We start from the raw sequence: 16,255 nt of genomic DNA on the forward strand, positions 1-16,255 counted from the left end.
TACCCGCGCGATGTTTTCACGATAAGGAGGAGGTTCAGGAGTAGAGAAAAACGTAATGACACTGTTATGCATTCCACAAAATTAAGTTACAAGATTAGTACCGCACTCAAGCTCATGCGTCAAGGGTTAATCTGATTTTTCTTGGATATCGGATCAGTGAGCACTGCAGTCTCAGCGTTTTCAATAGTAAATTAATCAAATGATTAAATTGTGATGAATTATTGTTCTGCATAAAGCAAAGGTATCAGTCCTATAATTAATCTTGTGATTAATAATTAAGGTTAAATTATGCAGCCTGTGGAACAAGAGAAGAGAAAGGTAGGCCGCCCTAGAAAGCAAACTGACGCGCGACAAAAGCTGCTAGAGCATGCTCGTGAACTGTTTGTTGTCATGCCATACGATAAGGTATCGACTCGCCTGATTGCGCAACGAGCGGGCGTCAATATTGCGATGATTCGTTACTACTTTGGCAACAAAGAGGGGCTCTTCGAAACCATGGTTCGTGAGACCATCGCCCCGATGAAAAACAAAATGGATGAAGTTTTTATGAAAGGCGATCATCGTAACTTGTTTGATTTTATGCGTATTTATTATCACGAAATGAACAAAGTTCCACAGTTCCCGCGTTTAGTCGCTCAAATCATGCATATGCCTCCCTCGGCGACACAGAGACGACTGTTTGAAAAAGTGTTTGTTGATCTTGCTCGCCCAGACCATGACCTGATGTTTGGTCGACTGCAACAGGCAGGATATTTACGTGATGATATTGATCCGAAGCTTTGTAAAGTATCGTTCATATCACTCATGGTGTTTCCGTTTGTCGCGCCACCTGCCATGTTGCAACTACACGGAATCGAACTGAATGAAGTCTTTCTAGATGAGTTGCTCGAACACAACATCTCATTGCTATCACGTGCGCTGTTACGCGACCCTACTAACGACTAATCAGAATGTGACCTTATGACGTCTAAAAATAAAAAGCTGTTGTTTTTTCCTGCCTTTGCAGTTGGTGTAATTGCGCTCATTGCAGCAATAAACCTGAGACCCGATGTGCCAACGAAACCCGCTGGAGATCGTTCAAGAGTCGTGGATACCATGACTCTAGCACCGCAGATGTCAGCGCCTATCGCAATTGGCTTTGGTCGAGCTGAACCGAAAGTTGAGTGGAAGGCCATCGCTGAGGTGACAGGAGCGGTTGTTTACAAGCATCCAAATTTAGAAAAAGGCACCGTGGTAGCGGCGGGAACGGAAATTCTTCGTATTGACCCTTTAGATTACGAACTCAAATTATCACAGGCGATTGCCGACCTTAAATCAAGCGAAACTCAATTGGCTCGTTTAGACCAAGAAGAGGCGAACCTGAAACAAACGCTATCTATTGAGATAAACCGCTTACAACTCGCGGAAAACGAATACCAGCGTCGTGTGGACCTCAATAAGCGTGGCTTAACGTCTCAGTCTGATGTCGATACTCAAAAACAAAATATGCTGTCGCAGAAAAAGTTGGTTCAAGATATTGAAAACCAATTGGCGTTGATGCCGGATGAAAGAGGTGTCTCCCAAGCTTTGGTGAAAGTGAACCAAGCGAAAGTAGATGAAGCGAAGCGCTCATTGGAAAAGACTCGTATTGTTTTGCCCGTTACGATGCGTGTTTCTGAAGTGGATGCTGAGTTAAACCAAGTAGTGAACTTGCAGCAAACCATGGTTACAGCACACCTAAACGATGTGATGGAAGTAGAAGCGCAGTTGTCGATTCACGATTTGCAGCTGTTGTCGAATACCCTGAATTGGGATGAGAGCCAAAGTGGTAATGTTGAATTAGATAAGCTGCAAGCCACTGTGGAATTGAGTAGCGGAAACCTTACGGCAACGTGGCCAGCTAAAGTGGCACGTGTCAGCGAAACCGTTGATGCCAACCAAGCGACAGCAGGTGTGATTCTGGAAGTTTCTCAATTACCAAGCAACAACGGCCTTGCGGGTACGCCAGTGCTGGTCAATGGGATGTTTGTAAAAGCAACCATTGAAGGACAGAAACAGCCATCTTGGCTCGTGCCTGAACGCGCTTTGCACGGCGATAAAATCTATTTGATGAACGATGAAAATCGCCTTGAAATGCGTTCGGTACAAGTCTCTTACCGTAGGGATAATCAAGTGATCATCACTGGTGACCTACAGCAAGGTGAAAAAGTGATTCTGAACGATATTTTGCCCGCTATTGAAGGAATGTTAGTCAGAGAGAGCATCGACGAGGCAAGCCAATGATTCGATTTTTCTCTAAGCACCCAACTGCTGCCAATTTGCTGATGTTAGCATTGTTGATATTGGGTATCTCGTCGTTGTCGACCATAAAACGTGAAACCTTCCCGGAGTTTGATCCGCCTTATATTATGGCAGCTATCACTTATCCGGGGGCATCGCCACAGGAAGTGGAAGAGAGTCTCTGCGTACGAATGGAAGATGCCGTCGATGGCCTATCAAATATTGAAGAAACCAAATGTGAAGCGATTGAAGGTTCTGCGCGTTTAACGCTTAAACTCAATGAGCGAGCAGACATCGGCCGTATGCTGGTGGATGTGCAAACTCAAATTAATGCTATCAACGATTTTCCTGACGAGATTGAATCTCCAGTAGTTCAAGAGCTGGATTGGAATGAGCCTGTGGTAGACGTTGCTATTACAGCGGACACCAGTTGGCCAGAGTTAAAGGCATACGCCGAGCAGCTTAAGCGCACTCTAAAGCTGGATTATGGTGTGTCACTTGTTGATGTGAGCGGTTTCTCGGATCACCAATATCGTGTGGAGTTGAACACTCAAATCATGCGCCAAATGGGGCTCAGTATCAGTGATATCGCGGTACAAATTGGTAATCAGAACATCAAGTTACCGAGTGGTAATGTTGAAACTGAAGACAAAAATTTCTTAATTCGTTTTGATGAACGACGAGTAACCCCGCAAGAGTTGGAGTCTATTGTTGTCGGTTCAAGTCCCAGCGGTGCACTTATTCGCCTGAAAGATGTAGCGACCATTACCGACCGCTTTGAGCTTGATGAGCAAAAGGTACTGTTCAACGGTAAGCCTTCTGCAGTGCTGAAGATCAGTAAAAACAAAGAAGATGATGCACTGCGTGTAAAAGAGCAGGTCACCAAATTTGTGGATGCACAGCGACTTATCGCACCAGAAGGCGTGACGTTAGAAATGACCAACGATATGTCATCGGTACTTTGGGATCGTCTGACCATGATGGTCAAAAATGGCTGGCAGGGGATCTTATTAGTCTTTGCGACGATGTGGTTATTCTTTAGTTTCCGTTATTCGTTTTGGGTTGCCGCTGGCTTACCGGTGGCATTTCTTGGTGGTCTTTTCTTGATGGCTAACCTCGGGCTGTCGATCAATATCATGTCGCTAGTTGGGCTATTAATGGCCATCGGTATCATGATGGATGATGCTATCGTTATCGCAGAGTCGATTCAATCTCACCTTGATCGAGGACAGAGTATCGATGATGCGGTCATCAATGGAGTGAAGAAAGTCCTACCCGGTGTTATCTCCTCGTTTTTGACTACCGTGTGTATTTTCGGCAGCTTGCTCTTCCTGCAAGGAGAAATGGGGGCGGTGCTGCGTGCTGTGCCACAAGTGTTGATTTTGGTGTTGTCGCTTAGTCTGGTTGAAGCATTTTTGATTTTGCCGAATCACTTGTCTCACTCGTTGCATAAACATAATAAAGATAAGCCTCCCGTAAAGTTCAAACGCGTATTACTCGAGCGCTTTGAGCATTTTCGCAATACAACATTAGTGAATGCGGTCGACAAAGTTGTTTCCTACCGCTATGCCTTTATGGGCAGTGTCTTTGCGATGTTACTTATCTCGGTGAGCTTAATCGCTGGTGGAGTAGTGAAGTTCCACCCATTCCCTTCATTAGATGGCGATATTGCTGAAGCGAGGATCATCCTGCCACCAGGAGCTTCCTTGTCTCAAACAGAGCGTGTTGTTGATAAAATTGTAGCGTCGGCTGAAAAACTCAATAAGCAGTGGAGCGACGAAATGGAAGGTGGCGAACCACTGGTAAAACAAATTACTAGTCAGTTCAATACCAACCGTGATGCTAACGAATCAGGGCCACATATTGCTACTGTGAGACTGGATTTGCTCAGTGCTGAGCAGCGAAATACCTTGATCGATGATTTTATTGCGGCTTGGAGAGAAGATGTGGGAGAGCTTGCTGATCCGATCTCATTAGTTTTCAAGCAACCGACAATGGGGCCGGGTGGCCGTGCATTGGAAATTCGCATTAAGCATGATGACCTAGACATGCTAAAAGCGGCGTCCGTTGAGATACAGCAATACTTGAATGAGTTTGATGGTGTCAGTGGTGTCTTGGACGATATGCGTTTAGGTAAAGAAGAAATTCTGGTCAAATTACGCCCAGGTGCCGAGAGCTTTGGTGTTAATGGTCAGCTGATTGCTAGCCAGCTTCGAGCCGCGTTTTTTGGTCAAACTGCCGATGAAATTCAGGTAGGGGTGGAGAACATTAAAATTGAGGTGAAACTCAACAAGCAAGATATTGGGGATATCCAGCAGCTGGCTAATTTCCCGATTTTCCTGGCGGACGGTTCACAAGTTCCTCTGGCTTCTGTCGCGACGTTAGACTTTCAGCGTAACTATGTGCGTATCCAACGCGTTGATGGTTTGAGAACCGTGAGCGTATTTGGTGACGTTGACGCATCTAAAGCTAGCTCGACCGATATTATCAGCCAGTTCCGCGCTGAAGAAGTCAGCAAACTACAGCAGGAATACCCAGGATTGAGATTCGACTTCGAAGGGGAAACCAAAGACAGTGCAGAAACTGGGGCGTCAATGGCCAAGGGGTTCCTATTAGGATTGTTTGGCGTATTCACCATTCTGAGTTATCAGTTCAGAAGTTACCTTGAACCTTTTGTAGTTATGTTGGCGATTCCTTTAGCCTTTATTGGTGTGGTATGGGGACACTTGTTGTTAGGACACTCAATGAGTATGCCAAGTATTATGGGATTTGTGTCGCTAGCCGGTATTGTAGTGAATGACTCGATTCTCTTGGTGCAGTACATACGTCACCATGTGGATGAAGGCGATTCAGTGCATGACTCTGTGGTTAAAGCGAGCCGTGAACGTTTTCGTGCGGTGTTCTTAACCTCAATGACTACGGCGGCAGGTTTATTGCCTCTACTTACCGAGACCAGCTTGCAAGCTCAGGTTATTCAGCCGCTCGTTATTTCGATTGTGTTTGGTATTTTTGCTTCGACAGCCTTGGTGTTATTTATGATTCCATCGGCGTACGCCATATTGGCTGACTGGGGATTGGTCCACAAACACGAAGAAATCTAATTCGCGTAAACATAATATTCCTTACTTCCATTCTACAAGTTAGTGAGCTGAGTTCCTCAGCCACTAACTTTCATCATTTCTCCAATAAATCGTCACCTAATTGTCATTGTTGCTGACTACTTTTTGATCATGAGTTACTCGTTATCACAAGGAGTGAGTTATGAGAACCATTGAGCCAATTGCGCGAATGGATTTAGCCTTTTCATTGTTTTGCTTGCAGCATCGCTTTAATGCTCCGGTCGCTAAGATCAGCCGTTGGGTGTCCAGAACTGGAGATGGTCATCTTTACCTAATATTAGGATTGATGATTTGGTTTATGGACGATGTGGCAGGGCGTTTGTTCTTTGCTGCTGCGTTGCTGGCTTTCGCCATTGAGCTACCTATTTATTGGTTAACGAAGAACAGTTTTAAACGCCGCCGTCCTGAAGAGTTCTCTCATCTTCTTCAGGCCTTCATTACACCTTCTGATCGTTACAGTCTGCCTTCAGGGCATACCGCAGCGGCATTTCTAATGGCAACAATAATCGGGCACTTCTATCCAGCTTGGTATGACGCTGCTTTGATATGGGCGTTGCTGATTGGTGCGTCACGAATTCTGCTCGGGGTTCACTTTCTTACTGATGTGGTTATTGGTGCTGTCTTAGGTGTATCCGCTGCACATGTATCGATCAGTTACGTGCTTGAGTTAGTTTAAAAGGTGATATTGATGAAGATTCTTTACGGTGTTCAGGGGACTGGAAATGGACATATTGCCAGAGCGAGAGCGATGTCTCAGGCACTGAAGTCTCATGATGTTGAGGTAGATTTCCTATTTTCCGGACGCGACAAAGACAAGTATTTTTCCATGGAGCAATTTGGTGATTACCAAACCCGACGGGGATTTAGTTTTGTGACCGAGGATGGCAAGGTTAATTACTTGAAAACAGTAATGGAAAATAGTTTAACCAGCTTTTTTAGTGAAGTGAGACAAATGGATGTCTCGGACTATGACTTAGTCATCAACGACTTTGAGCCAATCACGGCTTGGGCAGCGCGCTCTCAAAACGTACCAACCGTCAGCATCAGCCATCAAAATGCGTTTCTATTTGATGTACCACAAAAGGGGGCGAACTGGATTGATGACTCAGTTATCCAACATTTTGCACCTTCTCAGTATCAACTAGGTCTGCATTGGTATCATTTTGGCCAACCTATCTTACCGCCTATTGTTCATACCAACGGACATGATGTGACCTCGGAAGACTTCGTATTAATTTACCTGCCTTTTGAAAACACACAAACTATTATCGATGTGCTATTGCGCTTCGTAAATCAACGCTTTATCTGTTATCACCCTGAGATTATTGAGCAGCAACAAGTCGAAAACATTCTGATGAAGCCGCTGAGTCATGAGCAGTTTCAGCGCGATCTGCACCGTTGCCAAGGGGTAATCGCCAATGGTGGGTTTGAGTTGCCGTCTGAAGCACTGAGCTTAGGTAAGAAGCTATTGGTAAAACCACTTGATGGTCAGTTTGAACAACAAAGTAATGCCGCAACGCTAGAGAGCTTAGGGCTTGCTCAGTCCATGGACTTCCTTGATGCATCAGTCATTCGTGCTTGGTTAGATGAAAAGCAAGCTGAACGAGTAACCTATCCAGATGTTGCTAACGAGATTGCGGAGTGGCTAATAGCTGGAAACTGGGATTGTAGCCAGCAACTACGTCATCGTTTATGGGAGAAAGTTGATTTTCCGAGCTACGCTTCCATTTAACGATCGTTTAGCCACCTTTATCACTTTAACGAAAAGCCGCATTGAGCGGCTTTTTTGCGATTAAAGCCCTGTAATACGTCGTTGTTGTATTTGCCATAAGTATCAATTCATTTTTAATGATAGATGTGATGTATCTATTATGCGAATACTTTGAAAGTGGTTCTATATGGTAGTTAGATATAGCTAATGCGTTGGAAATTTCGAAAGATATACTTACTAGTTATGGTTTTAGAATTTGTAACGGACAAAAGTTATTAAAAATGTAATTTATCTTTTTTATATATAATGTAACTTATTGTTGTTAATGGATAATGTATTTATATCGATAAAATTTGGTGATTCTTTGTCAAACTTGTTGGTGTTGGGTTTGTTATTAGTAGATAGTTTGTTTTGTCCTCGAACTATGCAGAGGATTAATAGAACGTTGTAAGGTACGTAGTGATAGCGAGTAAATAACTCCTGTTGCTAATCATTAATCCTTACTCACATATTCGAGATTGAAATTACACGAGGTTTACTAAATGTTAGACAAAAAAGATGCTATGAGCGCTATCGCTAGCTACCGCATGGAAAGCACATTACGCGGCGTAGATCTAAACCTATTGACTGTTTTCGACGCAGTGATGCAAGAGCAGAATATCACTCGCGCGGCACACAATTTGGGTATGTCGCAACCAGCAGTTAGTAATGCCGTTGCGCGCCTTAAAGTGATGTTCAACGATGAGCTATTTATGCGTCAGGGCCGTGGTATTCAACCAACACAACGTGCTCGTCAGCTGTTTGGTCCTGTGCGCCAAGCATTGCAGTTGATTCGCAATGAACTACCGAGTTCTATTTTTACACCAGAAACATCAACTCGCCTGTTCAAAATGGCAATTTGTTCTCCATGTGATATGCGTTTTGCTCCAAAAATCATGCACACTATTTCCGAGCAAGCGCCTCACGTTCAATTGCACTTGGACGCTGAAGCTGACCGTCAACTGGCAGATCGCATGCGTTATCAAGAAATTGATTTTGTCATTGATTACGCTCGTTATGATGCGCAAGGCTTCTCAAGCACAGAGATCTTCCAAGATGAACTGGTTGTAGTTGCTGCCAAGAATCACCCACGAATTCATGGTGTAGTGAGCACTGCTCAGTTAGCACATGAAAAGCACGCTAAGTTATCTAAAGTACACGGTGTTCGCAGCTTCTCTGAGCAAGCATATCGTGAACTGGAGTGCCAAGCATCTTATGAAGGAACCAGTCTAAGCAACGTGCTTTATGTGGTTGGTCAATCTGAGCTTGTGACTATTGCACCACGTTGGTTGGTAGAAAATGCGGTTAATAAAGAGCAGCTACAAGTACTTTCACTGCCATTAGAAAACACCAAAATCAGCGGCTACTTGAGTTGGCACGAGTCGAGTGAGAAAGATAAAGGTCACATCTGGTTGCGTGATCAGTTGATGGTTATCTGCGGCGAAGTTGTCGCGTTGTCATAGTCTATTACAACTTTCTAGAGCAAGCCCTGAACAGTATCTGTACAGGGCTTTTTTAGTTTTTACAGAAAGTTATTATCATTGAATGATTAAACCGATAACTATTATTGATAACTTTGATATAGGTCGGTTGCCTTTTTTACGAGCATAGGTACACTTGTGCGCTCAAAAAGCTTACATGTGTAAGCTAAAAGGTAAAGATAGAACATGGCTAATTTAGATTTCCATATTGTAAAGAAGATTCGTGACCGAATCGCACAAGGTGGCGACAAGATCGCCTTACGACATAAAATCAACAATGTGTGGCAAGGGATTAGCTGGAAGGAGTTTGGGGTAAACGTTGATGCGTTATCTCTGGCTCTACTTGGAAAAGGAATCCAACCTCAAGACAAAATCGGTATCATTTCCAATAACATGCCGAAGTGGACAATTGCTGACTTAGCAGCATTGCAAATTCGCGCGGTAACCGTACCGCTATACCCTACAAATACCCCAGCTCAAACCAGCTATATCGTTCAGAACGCTGACGTTCGTATCTTATTCGTTGGAGAGCAAGCGCAGTATGATGCGGCTTTATCTATTTATGAAGAGTGCAGTCAGTTAGAGCTTATCGTTGCGATGAGTGATGACATCGCTCTGGCTGAAAATGATTTCAGTGTGAGCTGGCAAAGCTTTATGTCTGATGCCAGCATTGAACAACAGTCCACGCTATCAGAGCGACTAGAACAGGCCAATTACGATGATCTGCTAACGCTGATTTATACGTCTGGTACCACAGGTCAACCTAAAGGTGTAATGCTAGATTACGCTAACATCGCAGCACAGTTGAAAGGTCATGATGCAAGGTTAAGTCTTACTGATCGAGACGTATCATTGTGCTTCTTACCGCTATCACACGTGTTCGAGCGTGCTTGGACGTTCTATGTATTGTATCAAGGCGGCACCAACTGCTATCTACAAGATACAATGCAGGTTCGTGATGCATTGAGTGAGATTCGTCCTACAGTAATGAGTGCGGTGCCTCGTTTCTACGAAAAAATCTTCTCAGCTATTCATGAACGTGTTTCTAAAGCGCCCGTTCATCGCAAGATTATGTTTACCTGGGCGGTCAACATGGGGGCGAAAATGGCACAATGCCGTCAGGACAACGTTGAGCCTTCATTGATTCTTAAGAAGAGTCATGCATTGGCAGACAAGTTGGTGTTGAGTAAGTTACGTGAGCTACTAGGTGGACGTATTAACTTTATGCCTTGTGGCGGCGCTAAACTTGATGAAACCATTGGTCGCTTTTTTCAAGCCATTGGTATCAATGTCAAGCTTGGCTACGGTATGACCGAAACAACGGCAACCGTCTCGTGCTGGGACGATACTTGTTATAACCCAGACTCTATCGGTATGCCGATGCCTGGTGCGGAAGTGAAAATTGGCGAGAACAATGAAATATTAGTTCGCGGACCAATGGTTATGCGTGGCTACTATAAATTGCCGGAAGAAACAGCGCAGACGTTTGATGCCGATGGTTTCCTAAAAACTGGTGATGCGGGTCAATTTGATGAGCGAGGTAATCTGTTTATCACTGACCGTATTAAAGAGCTAATGAAAACCTCAAATGGTAAGTATATTGCCCCACAAGCGATTGAAGGTGCGATTGGTAAAGACCATTACATCGAGCAAATTGCTGTTATTGCCGATACCCGTAAATTCGTGTCGGCGCTGATCGTGCCATGTTTTGATACGTTAGAAGAGTACGCTAAAGAGCTTAATATTAAATATCATGATCGTCTTGAGCTGATTAAGCACAATGAAGTGGTTGAGATGTTTGAGAAGCGTATAACTGAACTGCAAAAAGAGCTGGCAAAGTTTGAGCAGGTGAAAAAGTTCAAGTTGCTGCCGACGGGTTTCTCTATGGATAAAGGTGAGCTGACGCCAACGCAAAAGCTTCGCCGTAAAGTGATCAACGATCGCTACCAAGATGAAATTGAAGAGATGTATCGCGATACACCAAATAAGCCACACTAAGCTCTAGCGATTAAGCTGCAGTAGTTAAAGAAAAACCCTAGCGAATAGCTAGGGTTTTTCTATTTTGGTGTTCCGGCTCTTGAACTTAGTTGTTGGCGTATAACAATTCACTGTATCTATCTAAGGTGTTGAGTCGGTTCTCAGCATTGGCTAGGAAGGTCTGCTTAGCTTTACCTGTTAACGATTTAGATTGCGGCAGTTTTACCGTTCTCGGGTTCTTATGGACGCCATTTACTAAGAATTCATAGTGAAGATGAGGTCCGGTTACACGACCTGTCCCGCCAAGTGTACCAATAGTTTGACCTTGTTTTACTCGTTGTCCGGTTTTTACGGTTCGCTTCGTCAAGTGCAAGTACTTGGTGATATACGTATTGCTGTGTTTGATGAATACATAATTACCATTGAACTGGTTATAACTGGATTTCTGGACAATACCGTCACCAGCAGCCCAAATTGGTGTACCGACTGGCGCGGCATAATCGGTGCCTCGGTGGGCGCGAACTTTTCCGGTCACTGGGTGGCGACGAGTTGGGTTAAAGTTTGATGTTACACGGCGAAAATCGAGCGGGGAACGCAAGAACGCTTTCTTCATTGCGCGACCATTTTCGTCGTAATAGTTACCCGTCTTATCGTCTAATATCGCCTTGAAGGTATCGCCTTGGTTTTTAAAAATCGCAGCGATAATTTTGCCACGGCCGATCACTTCTCCTTCCACGACTTTTTCTTGGTATAGCAATTGAAAACTGTCACCGGAGCGAATATCTAACGCGAAGTCGATATCCCAACCAAAAATACCGGCCAACTCCATAATTTGATTAGCAGTTAATCCAGCTGAAATCCCAGCGTTCCAAAAGTTAGATGAAATTTGTGCTTGTGCGTAATTGTATTGATAGTCGACCTCTTTTTTATCCCAAGTCGAGGTAAATCCGACATCAGTACGAGTGATCTTGAACGTTTCATAGTCGTTAATCCTACGTTTTAGCTGGATAAAGTCGCTATTCTTGTCGAATCCGAATGTTAGCTTATCTCCCGGTCTCAATTTCGAGAGCTGGTGTTTAATATCGTTATTGGTATAAATTAACTCATGCAGCAAGCGTGGTGACAGTCCTAAACGTTGAAAGAGAATGGCAGCGCTTTCTCCAGAGCGAACAGTATGCTCTTCCCAATTGAGTACAACGGTTGGTGGAATGGCATCACCAATAGGAAAGGCGCTATTGTCAATCGTTAGGGCGTAATGCTTGCCGACTTCAAGTCGGTCATTCCCATCATCGAGCTCAGTTACGTCTGGCAGGAACAAGGCAATAACGATTAGTGCCGTAAAAAAGGCGATGAGCGCACGGTGAAGCCAAGGCAGGCGCTTAAAAACAGATACCATGAGAGTTCAATTCAACATTATTTTTGAAATTTCCTAAACCAATTAGTCTAACTGGTTTCAAAAAACATCGCTATTCAAGTAAGATGTCCAACTATTATATTTTTGCCAAATCTGTGGGAGTGAACAAGAATGGCGAACCTTGAAGCAGCGTTGGCTGAGATCAAACGTGGTGTTGACGAGCTAATTCCAGAAGAAGAACTGATTGCTAAGTTAAAAGAGGACCGTCCTCTACGCATCAAACTGGGTGCCGATCCTACAGCACCAGATATTCACCTAGGCCACACAGTAATTTTGAATAAGTTACGTGCATTCCAAGACCTAGGTCATGATGTGACTTTCTTAATCGGTGACTTCACTGGTATGGTTGGTGACCCAACAGGCAAAAACACGACGCGTCCACCGCTAACTCGTGAAGACGTTTTGCGTAACGCTGAAACGTACAAAGAGCAAGTGTTTAAGATCCTAGATCCAGCGAAAACGACGATCGCATTTAACTCTGAGTGGCTATCAGAATTGGGTGCTGAGGGCATGATTCGCCTTGCAGCTAACCAAACTGTAGCTCGTATGCTAGAGCGTGATGACTTTAAAAAGCGCTATGGCAACAACCAGCCAATCGCAATTCATGAGTTTATGTATCCACTGCTACAAGGTTACGATTCAGTAGCGATGAAAACGGATGTAGAGCTTGGTGGTACAGACCAGAAGTTCAACCTATTAATGGGCCGTGAGCTTCAAAAATCACATGGTCAGAAACCACAGGTTGTGCTGACTATGCCGCTTCTAGTAGGTTTGGACGGCGAGAAGAAGATGTCCAAGTCTGCACACAACTACATTGGTGTCAGCGAAGCGCCGTCAGAGATGTTTGGTAAGATCATGTCTATCTCTGATGAGCTAATGTGGAGCTACTATGAGCTGCTGTCATTCCGTCCTCTAGGCGAGATTGAACAGTTCAAAGCCGATGTTGAGGGTGGCGCAAACCCTCGAGATATTAAGATTCTACTTGCGAAGGAAATCATCGCACGCTTCCATACTGAAGCGGATGCCGATGCGGCTGAGCAAGAGTTCATCAATCGTTTCCAAAAAGGTGCGATGCCGGATGAAATGCCAGAATTCGAATTCGAAGCAGGCCTTCCAATTGGTAACCTTTTAAAAGAAGCAGCACTGGTTAACTCAACATCGGATGCAATGCGCATGATTCGTCAAGGCGCAGTGAAGATCGATGGCGAGAAAGTGGAAGATACTAAGCTAGTACCAGCTGCGGGCCAAGCGGTTTACCAAGTCGGTAAACGTAAGTTTGCTCGAGTGACACTGAAATAATCGGTGATATTGTAAGCGCATTAGTTAGCTCCCTGCCTGCGCAGGGATGACATCTCTAAGATAGAGGAGATGTCTAATATAGATGACATGCCTAAGGTGGATGGCATGATTGAAATATTAGTGTGTGCTTGATGTGCTTTGAAAACCTCCTTCGGGAGGTTTTTTTGTATGTGTCGGACACCATTTTACATACATAAAAAAACAGACGCTTGCGCGTCTGTTTTTCTGTATTTGCTTACATCACGTCTCTAATTATAGAGACTCAGTAAATGTACGAGCGATAACGTCACGTTGTTGTTCTGGAGTTAGCGAGTTAAAACGTACTGCGTAACCAGAAACACGGATAGTTAGCTGTGGGTAGTTCTCTGGGTTAGCAACAGCGTCTTCTAGAGTTTCACGCTTAAGAACGTTTACGTTTAGGTGTTGGCCACCTTCAATGCGAGGTGCAGCTTCGATTGCTACTTCGCGGCTTTCGTATTCGCCTAAGTCGCTAACAGAGATAACTTGGTCAGCTTCAAAACCAGCATTTGCTGCAACGCAACGTGCTTCGTTTTTGTCACCGTCGATCAACCAGATTGAGTTTAGTAGATCGTCATTTGCTGCTTTAGTAATTTGGATACCTTGAATCATCACTATCTCCTAATCCACTTTCAGAGTGGCATTTTTGTGGTGTTAATTTTCAATTCTTGTCGAGCTGGCTTATATATAACCCGTTATGGGTATTCTAGTATTGATTTGGATCAAAATACAACAAAAAACATTAATGAAGTTGTGGTTAATTTTTTGATTGAGGTCAATCAAACCTTTAAAAATGGTGCTTTAAAATGATATTTTAATAATTAAAAATTATTTGAATTTCCATTTTGTAGTAATAAAACAACAAAAACACCGTAAGAAGCTAGCTATCTAGGTAAAATCAATGGCTTCCATAACCAAAACTGAAAGTATAAGATCGCTAAATAACAGTTCAAAAACTGTGAACTCGATCAGGTAGTCAATCATATGAAAAAATTTATTGGTGCACATGTCTCCGCCGCTGGTGGGGTTGATAATGTGCCACAAAGGGCAAATGAAATCGGTGCGAACGCATTTGCTCTTTTTACTAAGAATCAGCGACAGTGGGTGGCAAAACCGTTGACCGAAGAGGTTATCCAACGGTTTAAATTGGAATGCCAAAAGTACGGCTTCCGTGCGGAACAAATTCTTCCACATGACTCTTATCTCATTAACTTAGGTGCGCCGGAGTTGGATAAACTTGAAAAGTCTCGAGCTGCTTTTATCGATGAGATGGAGCGGTGCCAACAATTGGGGCTTACACTACTTAACTTTCATCCGGGCAGTCATTTAAAAAAGTTGTCTGAGAGTGATTGTTTAGACCGTATTGCCGAGTCCATTAACTTAGCGCATCAAGAAGTACCGGATGTCATCGCGGTCATTGAAAACACCGCAGGTCAGGGCACTAACCTTGGCTGGCGCTTCGAACACTTAGCTCACATCATTGATAAGGTAGAAGATAAATCGAGGGTCGGCGTATGTCTTGATACCTGTCATACCTTTACAGCTGGCTACGACTTACGAACTAAAGAGGCATGCGAGCACACATTTGCAGAGTTTGACCGAATTGTTGGCATGCACTATTTGCGAGCCATGCACCTTAATGATTCAAAGATCCCATTGGGAGGTAAGGTCGATAGGCATCACTCGCTTGGTAAAGGAGAGATTGGATGGGCGTGCTTTGAGTACATCATGCAAGATCAACGATTTGATTCTATCCCACTGATTTTAGAAACAATAGAGCCCACTATTTGGCCTGATGAGATCCAACAATTGAGACATTTTTCAATAAATTGCTGATTTTTTCGTGTGCTACATGGCATTTTGGCATCTTTCTTTCATACTATGTTACATGCATGTTGCATAAATGTGTGATTCGATAAGATAGGTGCCATTATGACTCGTCCAGTAACTCCTAGACCAAATGCTACGCGTTCTACTCGCTTTCCGACCCCAAACCGACATATTCATGGTCAAGGTCATTACCGAACACCGCAAATAAAGCATCCTAATCATTGAGCGATAAATAATATAATAAGCACTGCCTCTGGCGAGGAAAAGTGCATGGCGACACGCCAAATTGACAGTAGTGGTGACCCTTCGTTGAGTGATAGACTACCTGAAGTATTCATCTTCAGGGACCCACAATGACAACACTCACATGGCACGACGTAATCGGTAATGAAAAGCAACAAGAGTACTTTCAACAAACCATGGCGTATGTTGAAGCACAGCGTACTCAAGGGAAGGCGATTTTCCCTCCTGCTCAAGATGTATTTAATGCATTTCGATTTACTGAGTTCTCGGATGTGAATGTGGTGATGTTGGGGCAAGATCCCTATCACGGACCTAATCAGGCTCACGGACTTTGTTTTTCCGTCTTACCAGGCGTAAAGACACCACCTTCTTTGGTCAATATGTATAAAGAGCTCGCTCAAGATATTGAGGGGTTTGAGATACCTGCGCATGGTTATCTGAAGAGCTGGGCAGAGCAAGGTGTGTTGATGTTAAACACGGTGTTGACTGTGGAGCAAGGGCAGGCACATTCTCATGCTAAATTAGGTTGGGAGACATTTACTGACCGAGTTATAGAAGCTTTGAATCAGAACGGTGAAGGCATTGTCTTCCTGCTATGGGGTTCGCATGCTCAAAAGAAAGGTAAGATGATAGACCGTAGTAAACATCACGTATTGACTGCGCCTCATCCTTCCCCATTGTCTGCACACAGAGGCTTCTTCGGTAGCGGCCACTTTTCTAAAACAAATCAAATACTTCAAAGTATGGGCAAACGACCTGTTGATTGGCAACCACGACTAGATTAAGCAATCTTAGTCAATTGGTGGTTTTTCGAGCATCCTCAAAACATGATCCTACTTTCTCTTATACACTTACAAAGAGTATG

At 43.9% G+C, this 16,255-nt stretch carries 12 protein-coding genes; 10 read left to right on the plus strand and 2 right to left on the minus strand.

Features of this window, described 5'->3' with window-relative positions; translation table 11 throughout:
* The first annotated feature begins 288 nt into the window (after positions 1-288).
* The 7 genes from HOP38_RS02000 (at position 289) to HOP38_RS02030 (ending at position 10,607) form a co-directional block, all read left to right on the plus strand.
* Positions 289-945, plus strand: coding sequence for a TetR/AcrR family transcriptional regulator (locus tag HOP38_RS02000; protein WP_198557320.1), 657 nt, complete (start codon positions 289-291; stop codon positions 943-945).
* Positions 946-960: 15 nt separating this feature from the next.
* Entirely contained in the window at positions 961-2,262 is a 1,302-nt protein-coding gene (locus tag HOP38_RS02005) for an efflux RND transporter periplasmic adaptor subunit (protein ID WP_006074852.1), read from the plus strand.
* Positions 2,259-5,360, plus strand: coding sequence for an efflux RND transporter permease subunit (locus HOP38_RS02010; protein ID WP_124940640.1), 3,102 nt, complete (start codon positions 2,259-2,261; stop codon positions 5,358-5,360). The genes HOP38_RS02005 and HOP38_RS02010 overlap by 4 nt, the downstream gene beginning before the upstream one ends.
* A 160-nt stretch (positions 5,361-5,520) precedes the next feature.
* Entirely contained in the window at positions 5,521-6,054 is a 534-nt protein-coding gene (locus tag HOP38_RS02015; RefSeq protein ID WP_038229191.1) for a phosphatase PAP2 family protein, read from the plus strand.
* Positions 6,055-6,066: 12 nt separating this feature from the next.
* Positions 6,067-7,110, plus strand: coding sequence for an MJ1255/VC2487 family glycosyltransferase (locus HOP38_RS02020; protein WP_107306315.1), 1,044 nt, complete (start codon positions 6,067-6,069; stop codon positions 7,108-7,110).
* Between the two features lie 521 nt (positions 7,111-7,631).
* Complete coding sequence (gene leuO, locus HOP38_RS02025; RefSeq protein ID WP_006074856.1) at positions 7,632-8,591, plus strand: transcriptional regulator LeuO; 960 nt, start codon at positions 7,632-7,634, stop codon at positions 8,589-8,591.
* A 204-nt stretch (positions 8,592-8,795) separates the two neighbouring features.
* A complete protein-coding gene (locus HOP38_RS02030) occupies positions 8,796-10,607 on the plus strand; it encodes an AMP-dependent synthetase/ligase (protein WP_198557321.1) in 1,812 nt (603 codons plus the stop codon).
* 85 nt (positions 10,608-10,692) lie between these two features.
* Here HOP38_RS02030 and HOP38_RS02035 read toward each other — a convergent pair whose 3' ends face one another.
* Positions 10,693-11,982, minus strand: coding sequence for a peptidoglycan DD-endopeptidase ShyC (locus tag HOP38_RS02035; RefSeq protein ID WP_198557322.1), 1,290 nt, complete (start codon positions 11,980-11,982; stop codon positions 10,693-10,695).
* Between the two features lie 129 nt (positions 11,983-12,111).
* Here HOP38_RS02035 and tyrS point away from each other — a divergent pair, with 129 nt between their 5' ends.
* The gene (gene tyrS, locus HOP38_RS02040; RefSeq protein ID WP_062456773.1) at positions 12,112-13,299 is read left to right on the plus strand and encodes a tyrosine--tRNA ligase; all 1,188 of its coding nucleotides are present in this window, start codon (positions 12,112-12,114) and stop codon (positions 13,297-13,299) included.
* 252 nt (positions 13,300-13,551) lie between these two features.
* Here the strand turns inward: tyrS and grcA are convergent, their stop codons facing one another.
* Complete coding sequence (grcA, locus tag HOP38_RS02045; protein WP_031494358.1) at positions 13,552-13,929, minus strand: autonomous glycyl radical cofactor GrcA; 378 nt, start codon at positions 13,927-13,929, stop codon at positions 13,552-13,554.
* 372 nt (positions 13,930-14,301) lie between these two features.
* On the opposite strand from grcA, the gene nfo reads away from it, so the two are divergent.
* Both nfo and ung read left to right on the plus strand, forming a co-directional pair.
* Positions 14,302-15,153 carry a deoxyribonuclease IV gene (gene nfo / locus HOP38_RS02050; protein ID WP_198557323.1) on the plus strand — a complete coding sequence of 284 codons (852 nt, stop codon included), beginning with the start codon at positions 14,302-14,304 and terminating at the stop codon, positions 15,151-15,153.
* A gap of 347 nt (positions 15,154-15,500) precedes the next feature.
* Positions 15,501-16,175, plus strand: coding sequence for a uracil-DNA glycosylase (gene ung, locus HOP38_RS02055; RefSeq protein WP_096441801.1), 675 nt, complete (start codon positions 15,501-15,503; stop codon positions 16,173-16,175).
* Positions 16,176-16,255 lie beyond the last annotated feature (80 nt).

Source organism: Vibrio mediterranei, from assembly GCF_013364395.1.
GTDB lineage: Bacteria > Pseudomonadota > Gammaproteobacteria > Enterobacterales > Vibrionaceae > Vibrio > Vibrio mediterranei.